We start from the raw sequence: 20743 nt of genomic DNA, 5'->3' as shown, positions 1-20743 counted from the left end.
TTTTAAAAAGGTATCCAAGGATACCTTTTGAACAGCGGATGGAAGGGCTTAGACAACTCGCCCCCACAAGTTGCACTCTGTATTAATCCACGATGCCGCTCAGCACACGCTTGAGGTACATTTTACGAGCAGCAAAGAAGTAAATCATTTGCATCACAATGTAAATGCCCATGACACCCACGCCATACCAAATCGTGTTGTCATTCCAGATGTTACTCAGTGCTTTCATCGCAAATAGCATATGAACTGCGCCGACGACAAGCGGGATGAAGAATAGGACGCCTGTTTGCATGGTTACAACACGAGATATTTCTTGTACGGACATTCCAATTCGGGATAAGGCATTGAATTGTCGACGATCCTCCGCAAGTTCTGTGAACAATTTGAAGTAAAGCATCGAACCAGAAGCAATGAAGAATAGGATCGAGACGAACAAACCTATGAACAACGTTAATGCACTTAATTGTTTAAGATTTAAATATTGAGATACCCGCTCCACTACGTCCGTTTGTTGCTGAGAATTGAATAATTCTTTTTCCATTTTTTGAATAGCTGGCAATGATTTTTCCCAATTTTGAGGTTCCAAACCATGAATCGTAATGACCTCTTGGTCAGACGCAGCCTTCATATAGTCTTGGTGCTGCTCATTATTCATAATGAATAAGTAAGACGCTTCCCCTTGCGGTGAAATGACAGCTCCATTTAATTGTCCAGCTACATGAATATCGAATGGCTTACCAAGTAAAGTACCCTTGTACTCCCCACCCTTGCTGTAGAACTGATCATTCGCTTCAATATACGGATAGACGAAGATCGTCTCACCGCGCTTCACATGAACGGGTTCAGCACCACGTGTCAACTTAGCTGCATGATTGTAATCATCCTCTGAGATTACGAATACTGTTTTGGGATGAGTAGGACTTGTTGCAAGAATCCCTTGCACATGCAGCTCGTATTCCATGCCAAATCCTTCTTTTTCCATAAAAGACTTGATTTTGTCTGGATCAATGACGGAATGACCTTTACAACCTATTTCTGAATAACTAATCGTCTGTGGCATATGAGACATGAATTGTTCTTTTGCCCCTTGGGAAATCACATATAGAGTTGCTGATGAAGTCATCACGACAGCGCTAAGAATGGATACGATAAACAGCACTCTCGCGTTATCTTTGATCTTAAACATCATGTTGGACACAATAATCATGTTCGTCTTACGGAAATAGAATACAGATGATGCTTGGAGCCTACGTAAAATCGCGGTCGTTCCTTGTGAGAAGAACAAGTTCGTACCCACAATAACTAAGACGGTTACAGGTAAAATGAACATAAGAATATTACTCATATCTACGTGATAAGCCAAATAGTAAGCAACACCTAGACATAGAATCATAAGAAGCACAAGCAACCAATGCGTTTTCGGTAAATCTTTTGGCTTTTTTGCTGCATGAAGAAGTTCAATGACCTCCATTTTGCCCATACGCTTTAGGGACATCAATGTAATCGACATGAATAAGATAAAGAACCATGCCGCTGTGTATAAAATCGCTTTAGCAACCACATAGAAACGAATCGGAACGTTCATATCCAGCAACGCGAACAGGGCCATAAAGAATAACTTTGAGAATAAAATACCTGCAGCAATGCCGACTCCAATCGAAAGAATCGAGATGCCAATATTCTCATAAATCACCATACGGTTTAACTGACCTCTCGTCATACCGAACAGATGCAATAGACCGAATTCCTTATTTCGAGACTTATGAAACGCATGAATCGAATACAACACGAAAAATAACGAGAAAATCAAAATAATGACCTGACAAGCAATTAAGCCGTACTTTACTTTATCTGCCGCTTGGATGTAGCCATTCACGACATCGGGGTGATAGATAAATGCTGAAAAAATATAGAAAATGAGAACTGAGAATACACTACTCAAGAAAAAAGCGATGTATTGATGCCAATTTCCACGAATATTTTTAGACGCGAACTGGAGAAACGTCATTGAAATTCCCTCCTAGTACACTTAGCACGTCTAAAATCTGTTGAAAAAATGTCTGACGGTTGTCTCCACGACGAATTTCGGTGAACAATCGACCGTCCTTGATGAAAATAATTCGCTCGCAATAGCTCGCCGCAAAAGGATCGTGCGTCACCATAAGGATCGTTGCCTGCTGCTCTTCATTTAGCTGCTGCAAGGAATCCATCACATCCTTCGCAGCCTTCGAATCCAAGTTCCCTGTAAGCTCATCCGCAAGCAAGATTGCGGGATCATGAATCATCGCCCTTGCAATTGCCGCACGCTGGCGTTGACCCCCTGATACTTCGTATGTACGCTTGTCTAGCATTTTTTCAATCCCGAGGAACTTCGCAAAGTGTGCAACACGAGTATTCATTTCTTTGATCGATACGCCTTCCAATACGAGCGGAAGTAAAATATTTTCTTTAATCGTCAATGTATCTAATAGGTTGAAATCTTGAAATATAAATCCGAGTTCTCTGCGACGAAATAACGCAAGTTGTTTATTATTAAGCTTTCCAGGTTCTTTTCCATTAATTAGGATGCTGCCTGAAGTTGGCTTGTCCACTGTGGATAAAAGATTAAGTAGTGTTGTTTTACCACTTCCTGACGGACCCATTACGCCAACGAATTCACCTTTATTTACACTAAGATTCAAGTTCTCAAGTGCTGTATATGTCAGCTTTCCCATCGAACCATAAACCTTAGATAGACCTTCTGCTTTTAGTACGTTCATGATATCTTGTTCCTCCATTCATTTCGTTACCTGTTGTGGTTATGAATTTAGTATAGAGGATTGATCCACGACTACCCATCGAATTTCCTTTCATTCTACGAGTGAACCTTACAAAGTTGTCATGTACGCTTTATGAAATGTGGACGAAGTAAATGTTAACGTAACCTCCGTTCCCTTGCCAAGCTCTGACTGAATTTCGATTTGATGTCCCAGTCGTTCACAAACTTGTTTAGCTAAGAATAGCCCCATGCCTGTTGATTCACTGGATGTCCGTCCATTTTCACCTGTAAAAAAGGCATCATACACGCGTGGCAGATCATGTGATGCAATCCCGATTCCTTCATCTCGTACACGCAAACGAACTTCTTGGGAGTCTTGTTCAATTATAAAATGTAAGGTTTTACTTCCTGGTAGCTTACGACAATATTTAATAGCATTTGATACAAGCTGGTTAATAATCAAGCGCAGCCATTTCTCATCACTTTCTATGTAAGTCTCTAAAGGTGCCTCAATTTTAGGAAAAACAGCATCACGAATACATGACTTTTTATATGAATGAATGATTTCACGAACAATTTTCTCCAGTGGCAACCGACGAACATGAAGATCAAGCTCGAATTTATCGAGACGAGCGGTATGCAGCATCATATCTAAACCATGCGCTAACCTTACATTTTCTTCAGCGACGCTTTTCCATAATAGACCTTGTTCTTCATTCATTTCTGTAATTGATGCTTGTTCATTTAACAGTTCAATTACAGATACTGGCGTTTTCATATGGTGCACCCACTGATTTGTAAAATGCTGCTGCAGCTCCTGTCTTTTGCTTAAACGAAGTAATTCTTCGGTATATGTTTTATTGCCCTTTCGTATATAAGCATGAATCTGCGCCTGTTCATTCGTGACGGGTGGTAATAACAGTACGCTTGCCTCCAGTGAGTTTTCGTGTTCGATAGCCCGTTTAATCGATTCAAAATAACGATACTGCCTTAGCCAGTCTATGACTAATGTAACGACAACCACAGCTGTACATAGGAGGAACATGTAAGTGATATTTTCCCATCCAATTGGAGTGAATTGTTGAGAGAATGCGAGCCACACGACAAGTAACATTAAGATTGCCGCCATATAAAAAGCACATATATATAAGATTCGATCCGAAATAAACCGCCAAAAACTCATGAACGAGCCAACTCCTGATCCTCGCCTTGTTGGGAAATTTCAAAGCGGTAACCCTGACCCCGCACGGTTTCAATACTGTGAGCAAGTCCGATCTCCTCTAACTTTTTACGTACACGCGTTACATTCACCGTTAATGTATTGTCATCCACAAACGTCAAATCGTCCCATAGCGCTTCTAATAACTGCTCTCGTCCAACAATATAACCACCATTTTCTATCAGGCATTGCACGAGAAGACTTTCATTCTTGGACAGATCAACGGTTTTACTGCCATAGATAAGTTGCTGCTTCGCAATATGCAGTTGTAAATCACCATATTCGATAATTTCTCTTGTAGCGGATGAAACAGCCGCATACTCACCGTATGCACGGCGCAGCGCACCTTTTACTTTGGCTAACACTACTTCGAGAGAGAAAGGCTTGCATAAGTAATCATCTCCGCCATTTTCAATCGCCATCACCTGATCCATTTCCCCTGAACGGGCAGATACAAAAAGAATCGGAACATTCGATACCGTACGGATTTGCCTGCACCAATAGTATCCATCGTAAAAAGGTAAATTAATATCCAGAAGCACTAAATGAGGCTGAGCCTTCATATATTCATTTTTCAAATCACGAAATTGAGTCGCGCGTACTGCTTCATAGCCGAATTTTTGAAGCATTTCTTGCATAATCACTGCAATTTTTTCTTCATCTTCAACAATTAGAATCCGATACATCCATATCCCTCGCTGACTGTGTTAACTTTCATTTTGTTCATACTAGTGTTACGATAAGTGATATACACAGTCTACACAAGGGCTTGGCAGCAAACATTTGTGACAAGATGTATCAAACCGTGGAAACGTAGGAAATAATCAGGATAGCATAGCACTCCCACGGAAAGGACGCATAAACCATGATAAAAAAGCTAGTCTGGACGGCCGTATGGTTAATTGTTGTTGGTGTCGCGGGTATGCTCTGTTATGGATTTCAATTTAGTGAAGAAGAACCGGCAGTTCACTATGAGCGCAAGTGGCTTTTTAACGCTGACGAACTCGATCAATTAATTATTAATAGCAATTATGGATCTGTTATTCAATTTACAAAAAGCACAAATGGGACGAACTATATTGAAATTAAAGGCAATGCGCCCAAAAAAGCAATCAATCAAATTCAAGGTGCCACCATATCGAACAAAAAACTAGAGATCAATTCTAAAGTCGAGAAAAATATTGGACTCCTTCATGTGCAACTAACAGAAACGTCTCTCCATCATCAAGTAACTGTAGCATTAACCGATCAAGCGCAGATTTCAAATCTCAAAGTGACAGCAGATAACGGAAATGTTGTCTTAAACAATGTATCTGTGAAAAACGCTGAAATTCATACCGCACTTGGTGGAATAACCTTAAGCAATCTAACGGCACTTGCAGTTAAAGCTCAAACCGATATGGGAATCATCACGGGCAATAAGATAAATGGCAAGCTCTATGCGATTACTAGCAGCGGCAACGTTGATATTGATCACATGTCCGGTGATTCCAACATATTAACACGCTCTGGTGAAGTTAATTTGTTTCAAGACTCTCCAGCTTCCACCCAAATTGAGACTTCTGTCGGCAGTGTTACAGTCAATTTACCCGGCCGATTTCAGGGAAGTTTTGATTTAAAAACGAATCTTGGTCAAATTACAGAGCCCAAATCAGCTGGATTGACCAAAGATATCATTAAAGTGCATTCGGACGTGGGTAATATCACGGTCATTCAAAGGTAAGGTGATTAAGTGAATAAACGATATGTTCCATTCCCCCGATTAATTGGCTTTATACTCTTTCATATTGTTTTCACGCTGCCACTTAGTATTGTTATATTAGCCATATACTTTTGCTTAGGTTTAAGTGCTCTTATTGCAACGAGCGCACCCTTAATCGCGGTAATTGATTTTATGCTTGCTGGTATGTTTATTGGATCTGAATTCTTCCTCTCGATTACGATATGTGGGTTCGGTATTCTTCTTCTCATTGCTGTATATTTATTGATGCAGCCGATGAGACACTTAATTAGACGTTTTTATATCTGGAACTTACGCACTTGGTTCCGATCCCGATAATATGGATGATATCAATCCTATCAACATCAACAAACAAACTCCCTTACAACCTTGAACTTTAAGTTCAATGTGAAGGGAGTTTGTTTGTTACGCCGTAATGCTATCAACCATTTCATTTATTTTTTCTATTAAATCCTTCATTACTTCCTCGCGATTAATTTCATTAAGGGTTTCATGGCGCGCTTCCGGGTACAGTTTATAGCTGAAATTCGTTAGACCTAGCTTGTTGTATCGCGCTACCAAATCTAATATTCCCTTACCATTTCCCCCAACAGGGTCTTTATCTCCTGCAAAAATGTATACAGGCTTATCTCGCGGAATACGGTCCATATTTTTACGTTTGTGCAATTCTTTTAAGGTAGAGAGGAAATCGCGGAAAAAGGCTGCTGTAAATACAGAACCGGTCATCGGGTCATCGATATACTGATCCACGATCTCTTCATCACGAGAGAGCCAGTCAAATTCCGTACGATTCGGTTTAAAACTACGATTAAAACTTCCGAAAGATAATGAGTTCATGAGCAGGCTACGATGACGCTCACCTTTGCGCTTTGATTGCATACGAGCCAGCATGATTCCAAGTGATAGCTGAAGTGACGATTGCTTCCCATTGGTTCCAGATAAAATAAAGGCATCTACATTTTCTGGATATGTATACATATATTTTTGCACCATAAAAGAACCCATGGAATGCCCCATAAGAATAAGAGGTAGGTCCTTATGTCGATCGCGAATCAGTTCCGATAATTGCCCTAGATTATGAACCATCCAATAGAACCCGTCATATCCAATATAACCGTAATCATCTGGAGAAAGGGCGGTGCGGCCATGACCCCTATGGTCATTGGCAAAGACAAAATACCCAGCTGCCGTTAATTGCTTAGCAAGCTCTTTGTAACGGTAGGCATGTTCTGCCATACCATGTGCGATTTGTACGACACCACGAGGTTCTACTTCAGCCTCAGGCTTCCAACAATAAACGAATATATCATTATTTTGTGGATCCATAAAAGTAAATTTTTCTGTAATCATTGAATCATTCCCTCACATTCTGCATAAGCTAATCTTTTTTATTTTACCACATATGCGCAGAATTAGGTTACAATTCCTACTGGCTACTGTTTCTCTGATCACCTTGTGCTTAGCTGCTTCGCATTCTAAAATCCCAAGATGCGAAACAGCCAAATACATGATGCTTGCAAGCTACTCTTTAACGGATATTGCTAATTAATACGGGGGGTTTCACCTTTACGTGCTTGCATGTATTCTCAACCGCACCTGATTTCACTTCATTAAACACATATACACGGTGAATCAGTACATATACTTCACAACCCGGCTCAAGCATTTCTTTCTCTAAGGAGCGATAAGCGACAAGTACGTGACTGCGAACTTCAAGTTCAATCTGCCAACTCGTGCCGCGAAAACAAACATTACGTACGATTCCGAGCTCCGCTGCATGGAGACAAGAAATTTCATCTTCATTGCCAATTTCAACAAATTCCGGTCGTATTATCGCATCGCCTTCGACGTGTTCAAAACCGCGTAAATAGGAAATATCCCCTAGTACAGTGGAATCGCCGATAAATTCAGCCACAAATGGTGTCAGTGGGTTTTTATAAATCTCATAAGGACTGCCTTTTTGAACGATAGAACCATGATTGATTATCATGATTTCATCGGCAACCTCAATCGCTTCCTCTTGATCATGTGTTACAAAAATCGTCGTAATTCCGACACGCTCAATCGTTTCTTTTAACCAACTTCTCAATTCCTTCCGTACTTTGGCATCAATAGCTGCGAATGGCTCATCAAGTAATAGTACCCGGGGCTGAGGCGCAAGTGCACGTGCAAATGCAACCCGCTGCTTCTGACCACCTGATAACTGATGAGGTAAACGTTTCTCTAAACCGGATAACCCCGTTAGTTCAAGCAGTTCCTGAACCCTCATCGTAATTTCTTTCTTTGTACATTTTTGGACTCGAAGACCGAACGCAATGTTCTCAAACACATTCATATGCTTAAATAAAGCATAATTTTGGAAAACAAATCCAATGTGGCGCTGTTGTGGGGTCAAGTCATTCACCCGTAGACCTTCAAAGTAAATATCACCTTCATCTGGTTGCTCCAGTCCTGCAAGCATACGCAGCATGGTCGTTTTCCCACCGCCACTCGGACCTAAAAAGCCGATTAACTGTCCCTTTTCTATCTCAAAAGACACATCTCTTGCCGCTTGGAACCCCCCAAAGCTTTTGCGCAGAGACCGAACTTCGATCTGCATCTAACGTTCCCCACTTTCTTTGTGAATTCCATGTCCATGATACTTCCATTCAAAAACACTTTTTACTATCAATGTAATTACTGCAAGTAAAACGAGTAATGACGCAACTGCAAATGATGCGGCAAACTGGTATTCGTTGTACAAGATTTGTATATGCAATGGAATCGTATTCGTCAACCCGCTAATATGCCCGGATACCACAGATACTGCCCCAAATTCCCCCATGGCCCTGGCATTACATAATATAATTCCATACAAAAGACCCCATTTAATATTCGGAAGTGTAACTCGAAAGAAAATTCGCCAACCTTTTGCACCTAATGATGCAGCTGCCTCTTCTTCTTGTGTACCTTGAGTCTGCATTAATGGAATCAACTCACGGGCAACAAGTGGACTTGTCACAAAAATCGTAGCAATAACCATTCCTGATAGTGTAAAAATGATCTGAATATTATGATCCGCCAGCCACGGCCCAAACCAACCTCGACCTCCGAATAATAAGATAAACACAAGACCTGCGATTACCGGAGACACGGCAAAAGGTAAATCAATGAGCGTGAGCAAAATACTTTTGCCTCGAAATTTAAATTTCGAGACGAGCCAAGCAGCAGACAAGCCAAACAATACATTCATCGGTACTGCAATCAAAGCTACAGTCAATGTAAGACGGATTGCGGACATTGCGTCTGGATCTAAGAGGGAAGCGAAATACACCCATACCCCTTTGGAGAACGCTTGAATGAAAATGGTTATCAGAGGCAGCACGAGTAATAGGATTAAGAACACTAACGTAACACCAATTAATAGCACACGAATAGCTGGTGACTCACTTAAATGGGGACGTCTGATTGCAGGTGATATTCGAAGCTCAGAAGTAAGTTGATTCGACATGTTAACCCCCTAACCCAGCGTAACGCGCCTTCCTGCGCGCCATTGTAAATAATTACCAAGAAGTAATAAAATGAAAGAAAAGATGAGCATAACAAGTGCAATAGAGGTTGCTCCTGCATAATCGTATTGCTCTAATTTCGTCATGATAAAAAGCGGTGTAATTTCGGTCTTAAGCGGCATGTTACCCGAGATAAATACGATTGAGCCATATTCTCCAATGCCTCTTGCAAAAGCGAGTGTAAATCCAGTTAAAAGAGGTGGAATCAATGAAGGGAAGATTACTTTTACAAATGTCCGAAAGCGTGTTGCTCCTAAACTTACGGCTGCTTCCTCCACCTCAAGATCCAACTCTTGTATAACAGGTTGAAGTGTGCGTACGACAAACGGAATTCCAATAAATGTAAGAGCAACTATAATTCCCAAAGGTGTGAAAGCGACATGGATTCCCATCGGTTCTAAGATTCTACCCATGAAGCCATGTTGTGAGTACAAAGAGGTTAAAGCAATACCCGCTACAGCTGTTGGTAGTGCGAAAGGCATATCTACAAGTGCATCAAGAATCTTTTTCCCAGGAAAAGAGTATCTGACCAGTACCCATGCAACGATAAATCCGAAAACAGCATTTGCCGCAGCTGCTATTAAAGCCGTGCCAAAACTCAATTGATAGGAGGCCACTACACGGTCACTTGTGACGGTAAGCCAAAAATCTGACCATGACATCCCAGATGAGGTGATAAATACGGTCGAAAGAGGGATCAGGACAAGCATCCCTAGGTATAACAGTGTAAAACCAAGGGATAAGCCAAAACCAGGTAATATTGAGCGTCTTTTTGCTTGCTTAGCCATACTTCACAACTCCTTGTTCACTTCACTTCGATAACTTATAAATAGAATCAAAGACTCCATTATCACTAAAATGCTTTTTCTGAACTTGATCCCATCCACCTATATCGGGATCATCGATTCGAAATAAAGGAATTCTTGGAAACGTATTGCGAAATTGTTCGACTACTTCTGGCATTGTTGGTCGAAAATAATGCTGAGCTGCAAGCGTCTGACCTTCTTTCGTATACAAATATTGCAAGTAAGCTTCTGCTACCTCACGAGTCCCCTTCTTATCGACCACTTTATCTACAACTGCAACCGGCGGTTCTGCCAAAATGGACATGGATGGCAGTACAATTTCATAGTCATCTTTACCAACATCCGCTGTAGTTAACATCGCTTCGTTTTCCCACGTAATCAATACATCGCCTATACCTTGTTCAACAAAGGTCGTAGTTGAATCTCGTGCACCCGTTCCAAGGACTTTGACATTGCGGTAAAGGGACGTGACAAAGTCCTTCGCCTTATCTTCACTTCCCTTATTCGTTCGAAGTGCATACCCCCATGCTGCCATATAGTTCCAGCGCGCACCCCCCGATGTTTTGGGATTTGGGGTTATGACATCAATCCCCGGCCTGATCAAATCCGCCCAATCATGAATCGCTTTCGGATTCCCCTTGCGCACAAGAAATACAATTGTAGAAGTGTATGGAGCTGAGCGGTCCGGTAATCGCGATTGCCAATTTCCTTGAATCAGTCCTGCTTTCTTAATCTGATTAATATCATTTTCTAGTGCCAAAGTAACAACATCGGCTTGAAGACCGTCAATCACGGTCCTTGCTTGTTTGCCAGACCCCCCGTGGGATTGCCTAAACACAACAGTCTGATTGTGCTGCTGTTTCCAATACGCTTCGAAAGCTTGATTGAAGCTCTGATAAAATTCACGTGTTGGGTCATAAGAAACATTAATTAGTTCAAGTGGTTTTGATGATTGGCTTGGGGCCGATGAGTACCCGCATGCCGCAATTGTTAATGCCAATAGAACGATCAAGGGAATAACCATCCATTTTTTCCCACTCCATACACCCAGTTTCACATTCTTGATTACCGACACCCCCTTAATTGCTACTTGATTGGGCCACATAGCATTAGCCTATGAAAGTGGATGGGCTGTGGACACAAAAAAACCTCCTTCTCCACCAAAGATGGAAAAAGAGGTTTTTTTTAGGGCTAGATTACTTCAGACGTTCTTCATCGATTTTGCGTTTACGCTCAGCGTATCTGGCTTCGCCAAGCTTGAATAAACGTTGTTCTTCTTCCGTTTCAGGGACAATTTGAGGAACGGGTCTAGACTTCCCTTTTTCATCAAGTGCCACAAATATCAAATGGGCGGTAAGTGCATTCCTTTTTTCACCTGTAAATAAATTCTCCGCAATGCCAGTAACATACAATTCCATTGAAGAACGGTGTGTCCAAATGACAGCTGCTGTAATTTCGATTGCTTCGCCGATGTTTACCGGGCAAAGAAATTGCAGTGCTTCACAGGAAGCCGTAACAACCCCCCCATTGCTATGACGCATTGCTGCAATCGACGCAATTGAATCAACGGAATGAAAAAGCTGTCCACCAAAAACAGTCCCATGGTAATTTGTCTGACCAGGCATGATTAGCTCAGTCACGATAGAGCGAGATTCACTTGGATGCTTCGTTGTCATGATATTATTCCACTCCTTCTTCTTCATCGTGCACTTGCAGATATCCAGCAGCTTTAGCAGCCGTCTGCAGCGCTTCTTCAACCGTATTTGCAGTCGCGAGTGCAACCGCCATACGACGACCTACTTTTGTCTCTGGTTTCCCAAAAATTCTTACTTGTGTGTGAGGTAGAGACAGGGCTTGTTCAACACCCGAAATCGTATAATGACTAGTTTCCCTTGTCGCTTTCAATGTATGCGAGGCGCCTGGGGCAATCATTCGAATCTCTGGAATTGGAAACCCGAGAATCGCTCGAACATGAAGAGCGAATTCTGATAAATCCTGTGTGACCATCGTCACCATTCCTGTATCGTGCGGACGCGGGGATACTTCACTGAAATAAACACCATCTTCAGCAAGGAATAGTTCCACCCCATAAAGTCCATAACCACCTAGTGCTTCCGTTATTTGCGCCGCGATATGCTGTGCCTCTGCAATTTGTTCCTCGCTCATCGCGTGTGGCTGCCAAGAAGTAATATAATCACCATCTTGTTGAACATGGCCAATTGGCGCACAGAAAGTTGTTCCTGAGATGGAGCGAACAGTTAACAGTGTAATCTCGGATTCGAATTTAACGAATTGCTCCACGATTACTCTTGTTTTCTTCGCACGTCCGCCTTCCATCGCGATTTCCCAACATTTTGCCGCGTCATCCATGGAGCGGCAAACACTCTGACCTTTACCTGATGAACTCATGATTGGTTTAATCACACATGGTGTACCAATTTGTGCAATCGCCGTTTGCAGTTCATTTAACGAATCAGCAAAAGCGTATTGGGCTGTACGTAATCCTAATGTCTCTGCTGCCATACGGCGAATCCCTTCGCGGTCCATTGTCAATTTCGAAGCGTTCGCCGTTGGTATGACGCGGAAACCTTCTTGCTCTAACTCGACAAGTACGTTCGTTGCGATCGCTTCAATTTCTGGAACGATCAAATCAGGTTGTTCTTTTATCAGAACTTCACGCAGCTTTTCTTCATCAAGCATTGGGATCACATAAGAACGATGGGCAACATGCATCGCAGGCGCATGCTCATAACGATCCACTGCAATTGTTTCAATGCCTAAGCGCTGTGCTTCAATAATAACTTCTTTCCCTAATTCACCTGAACCTAGTAGTAATATTTTCTTCGCTTGAGCTGAAAGTGGTGCACCATACATAAATGAAAACCCTCCCTGATAAACTTATCTTTGAGTGTTCCAAAAAGTGCTCCTTCGCTAGACTTTTTGAACACACCCTATATGCAAGAAGAAGAGTCTAGCAAATAGACTCTCCCCCTTATTGCCCCGCTTTATCTAATTCATCGAGCAAACGACGAACCGCATCCTCATTCATCGAACCAGATTGCTTGAATTCTCGCAGTTTTGTAATAATTCCTTCACCGATTTGTTCATTCTTGTCTTGCTCTGCTTCAAAAGTAGGATCAAACCATACATAATAACCGGATGGTCCATTACGCAAAAAAGATCTTGTCCAATATTTTGGATAGGAATAAGGTTGTTCACCAAATAAAAGTCCCATGACATCCTCTTCATTGATCGGCATGAGATGATGAAACTGCTCTTCACTACCAGCCTCTACTACATTCAGATGCATGTAGGCGTAATGTAAGTAATGCTCGCCAGTAAAGCTATCTTTTACGACAGAATAGTATTCATGATTTACATCAAGCAGTTCTTTGACGATTTGGACACGCTCTTCAAGTTGACTTGCATCAATCTTCACTTCATCTTGAAACGAATTCATTGGACCCTCGCTTTCTCGCGCAATGAACGGCGCGGTAGCTTCCATTTATAATGTAATGACACCATTCTAAGACCCACAATCAGAATAAAGAGCAAGAGCAGCATCAGCGCATTTTGTTGCCATCCAAATCCAATACATAACCCAGCTAACAATCCCCACACCGCATAGATCTCATCTCTCAGAACAAGAGGTTTACGTGCAGCTAGCACATCGCGGATCATGCCGCCGCCAATACCCGTTAACATTGCAGCTACAATGACTGCAGAAATCGGCAAACCCTTATTCGTCGCGTAGATTGCCCCTTGAATCGCGAAAGCCGATAATCCAATCGCATCAGTTAATGGGTCCCACATTGTCCGCCAGTGCGTAATGTAACGCCTTGGAACAATAAATACAATTGTAATACTAATGAGTGCGATTTTAAAGTACAAGCCTTGCTGCCATAACAAGCTCATCGGCAATTCGATTAGTGCATTTCGTATTACTCCGCCTCCGAACGCCGTTACCAAGCCCAATACATAAACGCCTAAAATATCGTACTCCTCTTCCATGGCAATGACTGCTCCGCTGAGGGCAAAGGCAATCGTGCCAATCATACTTAAAATCTCCCAATCCATTGTGTCTGCCCGCTCCAGTCCTATGTCTCTATCAATTAGCCATTCCATTATAGAATGAGTCATCTAGCTACGCAATCAAAATGTTTGTGTCTATTTTATATATTCAAAGTTTGGATAAAGCTTGTAAGACATCTATTCTTCGGCTTATGATATAATTCTTTATCATTTCAGGCTCCTGTTCAAAAATAAAAATCGACCATTTACGAGTTGAATCATTAGCAATAGCAGATGATATACGATCATACATCTGATTGATAATAGGTTCTATATTAACTAATGTGAAATGAGTATTTAATAGATGAGTAAGTATCTTCTTATACTTCTTGCGATACGACGGGATATCAAGCACTCGCTTGGTTAAAAAATTATATCCCATCACATGAACTAAATTACTTTCACGTGGTCGCCCATAACAATTCCTTCCCCAAGTTCCTTCATAGTCCCAAGGGATAATCCGATAAAATCCTTTCGTTTGATGGCGGTAGAAAGCATAATTTTGATCAAAACCATCATAATTACCTGTTAATACAGCGCCAGCTAGCCACAATAAATAATTGTTCACATCTAGCTTTTCAGCTAAATAACTTTTCAATAATCGATAATGAAGTTGATTAATTTGCGAAATAAATAATTTGAAATGCTGTCGATCTCGATCTTTCCCCATCATCAACTTGTATCCATCAAATAAACTATATTTGGGTCGCTGTGACTCCCCTACTTTTGTGTCGAAATTCGCATTTTCATTCACCGCATACATCAAAGATTGAACCGCAATATGCCTGCGATTGAAAAATTGACGATCTACTGCTTCGATCTCAAGATATACCCCTAAACTCTCACCATTCATCATCACCTGACAGTGTCTAGTTTTAGGACTCGGCACCCCAATTTGTTCAAAAAAATAAAAGGAAAGTGCATTGCGAATCATGGAAGGATCATCATACTCTGCATTCAGATGTATGCGTTTATTTTTCGTTATTATTTCATAAGACTTTTTCGGATAGTCACGTGTATGACCGCCTCGGTACCGAATTCGAATTGATTCGGACCGTCCATTCTTCATGATAAAAGCAGGAACAAATGTATTACTCCAAACATCCTTCTGAAGCTGTGCCAGCACATTTTGACTCACTTTAATATGATAGACTGGTAGCACCATCCGTCATCAACCTCACTTTGATAAACCAAGTAAAAAAGCCTATCAATTTGCGATAGGCACTTTATAAACCTACAGTATTCTACTTCATTCATCGCGGTCACGGCACGACACTAAGGTTATGAAGCTTTTTCTCCAATAAAAAGACAGATAGAATGTGCTCTATCTGCCTCCGTCAATCTCTATACTATTCGAATCTAGCTCGTTGCACTCGTAACAAACTTTTTAAATCTAGCAGTTGCTATTAATAAACCTAATATTCCAATTCCCACTAATATAACAAGATTGACCCATACGCCACCCATATTCGATCCACGAATGATTACATCTTGAAAAGCCTGTTGGGCCCAATATTGAGGTGTAAATTTACCAATAATCTGTGCAAAGGACGGCATAAAATCAATAGGGAACCACAGTCCTCCTAAAATTGCACCGCCCATGGTGATGATTTGTGTGAACCCCATACCTTGGTTCTCGCTCTTGGCAATCATCGAAAGCGCTAGGCCAATTCCAGTTGCACAAAAAGATAAACAAAGAACGATCAAAGCCATTGCAATTGGATTCCCAATGTTCATTCCGTATACAAACTTACCGAATAATAGCAAAACTGCACATTGAACAATGACAACCAGCATGTTAGGAACCCACATGCCGATTAGATATTGAACAGGCTTCATCGTTGTGCTGCGTAATCGAGAAAGCATGCCAGATTCCTTATCTTTGATCAAACGGCGTACCATCGTAATCAGAATGAAGAATACGAACATAACCGTATAGCCTGGCACGACTTGAGAGATGATATCTACCTTCTTAACATCTTCCTTCATTTCTCTAATTGTAAAAGGAGACGCCATAGCCGCCGTCACTTCACTATCTGACTTGCCAGTCTTCTTCAGCTCACCTTGCAATTTCACTTCTCTATAGTTGTATGAGACATTTTGTAGCACGCTTTTAATTGGCGCAACAGCTGTATCCGCAGTTACATCCCGATAAAATTCTAATTCAGCTGGCTTCTGAGCAGCTTTAAGCGTCTGTTCATAACCTTTTGGAATAACTAATAAAGAAGTCGTTTTTCCAGACTTAATTTTTTCAATCTGCTCTTCAAGTGGCACCTTGTCATCCATCACAACATCGAAACCTTTTAACTCCTTCAGACCTGTTACCAGTTCTTGTGAGCTTTTACTTTGATCCGCATCATAATAACGGACCTTGATCGTATCTACCTGATTGCCGAGAATTGAAGCGAAGATTAGGATGAATAAAATTGGCAGTATGATTAACCAAAAAAAGGTTCCTTTTTCACGCAATAATAATAAAATTTCTTTCCGAATCATATTCTTAATCATCGATTAAGGGCTCCTTTATGTATCAATTAGGTACTACTTAATCCCGAAGCGATGTGCCGGTTAAAGATAAAAATACACTTTCTAATGAAGGCCGTAATATTTCTAACGATTTCACGATATCCCCACGTTCGATTAAAGCTTGACTCATCTCTTGTAGTGCTGGGAGCACCTCATCTGTTTCTACAATCCATCCACGATCTTGTGCTATCATGTTCTTCGTTCTCGTAAGCTTTGGAGGCTCCTCACTGCCTTCTATCTCCACATAGATCGCTCTCGTTGCATATTGATGAAGCAGTTCATCTAGGCTGCCCTGGATCACAACTTTGCCGTGATCAATAATCGCAATATCATCACATAATGCTTCCACTTCTTCCATGTAATGAGTCGAATATACAATCGTAATTCCTTGATCTCGCAGTTGACGAATCATTTCAAAAATATGATTACGTGACTGTGGATCAATCCCTACAGTTGGCTCATCTAGAATCACAAGCTTGGGACGATGTAAGAGTGCTGCTGCGATGTTAATACGACGTTTCATCCCGCCAGAGAATGTCTTGACCGCATCATTGGCCCGATCCGACAATCCAACCTGCTCAAGCACTTCTTTAATACGTACCTTTAATTCTGCACCCCGTACACCGTACATTTCACCAAAAAACACTAGATTCTGATGGGCACTAAGTGTCTCATAAAGTGTTATTTCTTGTGGAACATAACCCACCTGTTTACGAATCAAGTCAGATTCTGATTGGATTTCCTGACCCAGGACTACCACTTTCCCACTATCTGCTTGAATGATCCCAGTTAATATCTTCATCGTTGTAGATTTCCCTGCTCCATTAGGACCTAGTAAGCCAAAACAAGATCCTTTCTTCACGGCAAATCCAACGCTCTCAAGCGCTGTTTGGGTTCCGTAACGCTTCGTTAACCCCTGAATCTCAAATGCATATTCATTATGTGACATTGAAGTTCCTCCCTCTACTCATCTCTTAATTTACCGCTTTTATCCATAAAAAATTATATGTAAAATAACTTATTAAAACAATACATCTCAAGTATGATTCAGTATATCAGTCCATATTTTTAACGTAGAAAATAACGATAGAATTTTTACACTCTATCGTTATTAAGAGAAAGACCTAATTAAATTTGTATTCTTTGCGAAGATCTTCCAGTTCAAGGAGCGAACGCTCCGCCCACTGTGTAGACATCATTTTCAGTTCCATAACGACTTGTTCAAAAGCTGCTTGAAGCGAAGTTTGGTAGTCAGGAACTTCACCGTTAAAACGCTCCACTGCGTACAAAGGAACAAGTGCAATCTCCGTATGAGCAAGTGCCTTACGTTGATGAAACATCACCGCTCCACCATGATGAGGTTGATGTAGGTTCCCTTGCTCAGGATGTTTGCGTACAGCAAGTATTCTGACCGCAACTTTGCTCATTCCAGCAGGTTCTGCAATCTCACCGATGTATTCACCCGTTTTATAAGTTGCTGTTACGATTTCTCCAACTTCTAACATGAACAGTAGCCTTCTTTCAAATCGTTAATTCGCGTTACTTGGATAACAAAGGTCGCAGAGCAATTAAGAGGCGCTCTACGGATTCCATCCGATTGAACTTGTTTACGAGATTACCATTTTCCAAGATGACAATACTCGGGATAGACGTGACTTGCCACTCCTCGCATAGCTGCGGTATGAGATTGATATTGCTTTTAAAAAGCGGAAGCTCAGGTTCCATCATCAGTACGACATCGAGCATACGATGAGCAACATGACACGTTCCGCAAAGCGGACTATACAAGAATAGAGCGAATACATCCGATTCCGTCGTCAGCTTGCGCTGAATTTCTGTAAGAGCAAGCTCTCTCATCCTTATTCACCTAATTTTGCATTCTAATTTGTTCTGTCAACCATTCTAAACTCCGAGCCGCGTAATCAATCAGTTCCGGAAAATCCTGTACGTGCGCTTCATTCACTTTTCTACCGAACGAAAGAGCCACCATGATCGTAAACATAGGCTGAGCTGCTCCATGCGTATAAGATATGGTCTGCTCTAAGCTAGGTCTACCGCTCCACTGTAAAGTCATCTCTTGCTCAATCAAGTTGCACAAGGTTTGTGGGTCTCGGGTTTGTGTTAGAAACTTAATCCCCAGCGTACATCCTGTTTGCTCGGAATCATTTTCAAGAATTTCAACCGATAAGTCCTTTAAAGATGCATGTAGGGACAGTTCAGCGAACGCAACGGGTTGATCACCCTTCATTGCAAATCCAATCTGATACGTCCGTGACATACTGGATAGATCAACAAAGTCTTGACGGGAGGTTACCAGAATGGTCCCCTCCAAATCAAGATCGTACACAGCGCCTTCAAGGACGACTTTTAAATTATCAAAAATAGTCGGATCGAACATGTGAACATCCCTCGCTTACTTAAGCGTACATGCTTTCACGAAGTGCTTTCACTTCATCACTTGCTAAATATTCATCATAAGTCATCATCTTATCGATGAGACCTTTAGGTGTAATTTCCATAATCCGTGTAGCGATTGTCTGTACAAACTCATGGTCATGGGATACGAACAAGAGTGTACCGTCAAAATCAACCAAACCGTTATTCAATGCCGTAATGGATTCCAAGTCCAAGTGATTGGTAGGCTCATCAAGCAAAAGAACGTTAGAAGAACTCAACATCACTTTGGATAGCATACAACGAACTTTCTCGCCCCCGGACAAGACATTCGCTTTCTTCAAAGCTTCTTCTCCTGAGAACAACATACGTCCAAGGAAGCCGCGAATGAAGGACTCATCTTGATCTTTGGAGTATTGACGCAACCAGTCAACCAGATTCATATCGACGTCAAAATATTCCGAAGCGTCTTTCGGGAAATACGCTTGTGATGTAGTCACACCCCATGTGTAAGTTCCAGCATCAGCTTCAAGCTCATTCATCAAAATTTTGAAAAGAGTCGATTTCGCAAGTCCATTCGGACCTACAAAAGCAATTTTGTCGCCTTTGTTGATTGTGAAAGTAAGGTCATTAAGGACTGACTCACCATCAATGGATTTCGAAAGATTTTCCACTGCAAGAAGCTGTTTACCCGCTTCACGCTCAGGTTTAAAGTTAATGAACGGATATTTACGAGTAGATGGCTTAATATCTTCCAATGTAAGCTTCTCGAGTGTTTTCTTACGGGATGTCGCTTGCTTGGATTTAGAAGCATTCGCGGAGAAACGTGCGATAAACGTTTCAAGCTCTTTACGTTTCTCTTCCACTTTCTTGTTCTGCTCACGTGCAAGCTTTAATGCCAATTGAGAAGATAGGTACCAGAAGTCATAGTTACCCACATACATTTGGATTTTACCAAAATCAATATCCGCAATATGCGTACATACTTGGTTCAAGAAGTGACGATCGTGAGATACTACGATTACAGTACCTTCGTACCGTGCTAAGAAGTTTTCTAACCATTTAATGGATTCCATGTCCAAATGGTTGGTAGGCTCATCGAGTAGTAGAATGTTTGGGCTACCGAACAACGCTTGCGCTAACAATACGCGGACTTTCTCGTTACCACTTAGCTCAGCCATTTTTTGATCATGCAATTCACGATTAATACCAAGACCGATTAGCAATTCAGCTGCATCGGACTCCGCCTGCCAACCATCTAGCTCTGCAAAATCTCCCTCAAGCTCAGCAGCACGCATACCATCTTCATCACTGAAATCAGGCTTCGCATAAATTGCGTCTTTTTCCTTCATGATTTGATACAACTTCGCGTGTCCCATAATGACTGTCTCAAGTACTGGGAACTCATCGTATTCGTAATGGTTCTGCTTTAGAACAGCCATACGTTCGTTCGCAGGGATGTGGACTTCACCTTTGTTTTGCTCCACTTCACCGGAAAGAATTTTAAGGAAAGTAGATTTACCTGCACCGTTCGCACCGATTAGGCCGTAGCAATTGCCTGGCGTAAACTTAATATTTACGTCTTCGAAAAGCGCACGCTTTCCATATCTTAAAGTTACATCTGTTACTGTTATCATTAATTCAAGAACCACCCTTATTCAAAATTTCTTCTATTATAAC

22 protein-coding genes are annotated in these 20743 nt (G+C 41.5%); 2 read left to right on the top strand and 20 right to left on the bottom strand.

From position 1 onward, the window contains the following. Window positions 1-82: 82 nt before the first annotated feature. The 4 genes from ACSBOP_RS09115 to ACSBOP_RS09100 all read right to left on the bottom strand — a co-directional run bounded on the left by ACSBOP_RS09115 (window position 83) and on the right by ACSBOP_RS09100 (window position 4663). On the bottom strand, window positions 83-2008 hold the full coding sequence (locus ACSBOP_RS09115) for an FtsX-like permease family protein (RefSeq protein WP_442604097.1): 1926 nt from the start codon (window positions 2006-2008) through the stop codon (window positions 83-85). Beyond that, window positions 1983-2759: an ABC transporter ATP-binding protein gene (locus ACSBOP_RS09110; protein WP_442604096.1), complete on the bottom strand. Its 777-nt coding sequence runs from the start codon at window positions 2757-2759 to the stop codon at window positions 1983-1985. Before ACSBOP_RS09110 ends, ACSBOP_RS09115 begins: the two co-directional genes overlap by 26 nt. A 108-nt stretch (window positions 2760-2867) precedes the next feature. Next, window positions 2868-3941: a sensor histidine kinase gene (locus ACSBOP_RS09105; RefSeq protein WP_442604095.1), complete on the bottom strand. Its 1074-nt coding sequence runs from the start codon at window positions 3939-3941 to the stop codon at window positions 2868-2870. Next, window positions 3938-4663 carry a winged helix-turn-helix domain-containing protein gene (locus ACSBOP_RS09100; RefSeq protein ID WP_442604094.1) on the bottom strand — a complete coding sequence of 242 codons (726 nt, stop codon included), beginning with the start codon at window positions 4661-4663 and terminating at the stop codon, window positions 3938-3940. Before ACSBOP_RS09100 ends, ACSBOP_RS09105 begins: the two co-directional genes overlap by 4 nt. A 179-nt stretch (window positions 4664-4842) precedes the next feature. On the opposite strand from ACSBOP_RS09100, the gene ACSBOP_RS09095 reads away from it, so the two are divergent. Then, window positions 4843-5700, top strand: coding sequence for a DUF4097 family beta strand repeat-containing protein (locus ACSBOP_RS09095; RefSeq protein ID WP_442604093.1), 858 nt, complete (start codon window positions 4843-4845; stop codon window positions 5698-5700). Between the two features lie 9 nt (window positions 5701-5709). Beyond that, window positions 5710-6036, top strand: coding sequence for a hypothetical protein (locus ACSBOP_RS09090; RefSeq protein WP_442604092.1), 327 nt, complete (start codon window positions 5710-5712; stop codon window positions 6034-6036). An 87-nt stretch (window positions 6037-6123) separates the two neighbouring features. Here the strand turns inward: ACSBOP_RS09090 and ACSBOP_RS09085 are convergent, their stop codons facing one another. The 16 genes from ACSBOP_RS09085 to ACSBOP_RS09010 all read right to left on the bottom strand — a co-directional run bounded on the left by ACSBOP_RS09085 (window position 6124) and on the right by ACSBOP_RS09010 (window position 20700). Beyond that, the gene (locus ACSBOP_RS09085; protein WP_442604091.1) at window positions 6124-7068 is read right to left on the bottom strand and encodes an alpha/beta hydrolase; all 945 of its coding nucleotides are present in this window, start codon (window positions 7066-7068) and stop codon (window positions 6124-6126) included. 178 nt (window positions 7069-7246) lie between these two features. Continuing rightward, window positions 7247-8317 carry a sulfate/molybdate ABC transporter ATP-binding protein gene (locus tag ACSBOP_RS09080; RefSeq protein WP_442604090.1) on the bottom strand — a complete coding sequence of 357 codons (1071 nt, stop codon included), beginning with the start codon at window positions 8315-8317 and terminating at the stop codon, window positions 7247-7249. Further along, on the bottom strand, window positions 8318-9208 hold the full coding sequence (gene cysW, locus ACSBOP_RS09075) for a sulfate ABC transporter permease subunit CysW (protein WP_442604089.1): 891 nt from the start codon (window positions 9206-9208) through the stop codon (window positions 8318-8320). Window positions 9209-9217: 9 nt separating this feature from the next. Beyond that, window positions 9218-10054: a sulfate ABC transporter permease subunit CysT gene (gene cysT / locus ACSBOP_RS09070; RefSeq protein WP_442604088.1), complete on the bottom strand. Its 837-nt coding sequence runs from the start codon at window positions 10052-10054 to the stop codon at window positions 9218-9220. Between the two features lie 22 nt (window positions 10055-10076). Continuing rightward, window positions 10077-11096, bottom strand: coding sequence for a sulfate ABC transporter substrate-binding protein (locus tag ACSBOP_RS09065; protein ID WP_442604428.1), 1020 nt, complete (start codon window positions 11094-11096; stop codon window positions 10077-10079). Window positions 11097-11268: 172 nt separating this feature from the next. Next, the gene (locus tag ACSBOP_RS09060; RefSeq protein WP_442604087.1) at window positions 11269-11748 is read right to left on the bottom strand and encodes an acyl-CoA thioesterase; all 480 of its coding nucleotides are present in this window, start codon (window positions 11746-11748) and stop codon (window positions 11269-11271) included. Between the two features lie 4 nt (window positions 11749-11752). Then, complete coding sequence (gene purT, locus ACSBOP_RS09055; protein ID WP_442604086.1) at window positions 11753-12946, bottom strand: formate-dependent phosphoribosylglycinamide formyltransferase; 1194 nt, start codon at window positions 12944-12946, stop codon at window positions 11753-11755. 118 nt (window positions 12947-13064) lie between these two features. Beyond that, window positions 13065-13532, bottom strand: coding sequence for a hypothetical protein (locus ACSBOP_RS09050; RefSeq protein WP_442604085.1), 468 nt, complete (start codon window positions 13530-13532; stop codon window positions 13065-13067). Further along, window positions 13529-14149: a trimeric intracellular cation channel family protein gene (locus ACSBOP_RS09045; RefSeq protein ID WP_442604084.1), complete on the bottom strand. Its 621-nt coding sequence runs from the start codon at window positions 14147-14149 to the stop codon at window positions 13529-13531. The genes ACSBOP_RS09050 and ACSBOP_RS09045 overlap by 4 nt, the downstream gene beginning before the upstream one ends. Before the next feature lie 103 nt (window positions 14150-14252). Then, window positions 14253-15308, bottom strand: a complete 1056-nt coding sequence (locus ACSBOP_RS09040) for a CotH kinase family protein (RefSeq protein ID WP_442604083.1) — start codon at window positions 15306-15308, stop codon at window positions 14253-14255. A gap of 194 nt (window positions 15309-15502) precedes the next feature. Next, on the bottom strand, window positions 15503-16651 hold the full coding sequence (locus tag ACSBOP_RS09035) for an ABC transporter permease (protein ID WP_442604082.1): 1149 nt from the start codon (window positions 16649-16651) through the stop codon (window positions 15503-15505). Window positions 16652-16688: 37 nt separating this feature from the next. Further along, window positions 16689-17618, bottom strand: a complete 930-nt coding sequence (locus ACSBOP_RS09030) for an ATP-binding cassette domain-containing protein (RefSeq protein WP_442604081.1) — start codon at window positions 17616-17618, stop codon at window positions 16689-16691. 175 nt (window positions 17619-17793) lie between these two features. Beyond that, window positions 17794-18174 carry a sporulation phosphorelay system protein KapB gene (gene kapB / locus ACSBOP_RS09025; protein ID WP_442604080.1) on the bottom strand — a complete coding sequence of 127 codons (381 nt, stop codon included), beginning with the start codon at window positions 18172-18174 and terminating at the stop codon, window positions 17794-17796. 34 nt (window positions 18175-18208) lie between these two features. Continuing rightward, window positions 18209-18526 carry a thioredoxin family protein gene (locus ACSBOP_RS09020; RefSeq protein WP_442604079.1) on the bottom strand — a complete coding sequence of 106 codons (318 nt, stop codon included), beginning with the start codon at window positions 18524-18526 and terminating at the stop codon, window positions 18209-18211. Window positions 18527-18536: 10 nt separating this feature from the next. Further along, window positions 18537-19067, bottom strand: coding sequence for a hypothetical protein (locus tag ACSBOP_RS09015; RefSeq protein WP_442604078.1), 531 nt, complete (start codon window positions 19065-19067; stop codon window positions 18537-18539). Between the two features lie 19 nt (window positions 19068-19086). Then, window positions 19087-20700: an ABC-F family ATP-binding cassette domain-containing protein gene (locus ACSBOP_RS09010; RefSeq protein ID WP_442604077.1), complete on the bottom strand. Its 1614-nt coding sequence runs from the start codon at window positions 20698-20700 to the stop codon at window positions 19087-19089. Window positions 20701-20743: the final 43 nt, after the last annotated feature.

Origin of the sequence: Paenibacillus sp. KN14-4R (genome assembly GCF_052180255.1) — a bacterium.
GTDB lineage: Bacteria > Bacillota > Bacilli > Paenibacillales > NBRC-103111 > Paenibacillus_AM.
The sequence above is the reverse complement of the archived record's forward strand: the minus strand, read 5'-3'. Positions and strand labels throughout refer to the sequence as shown.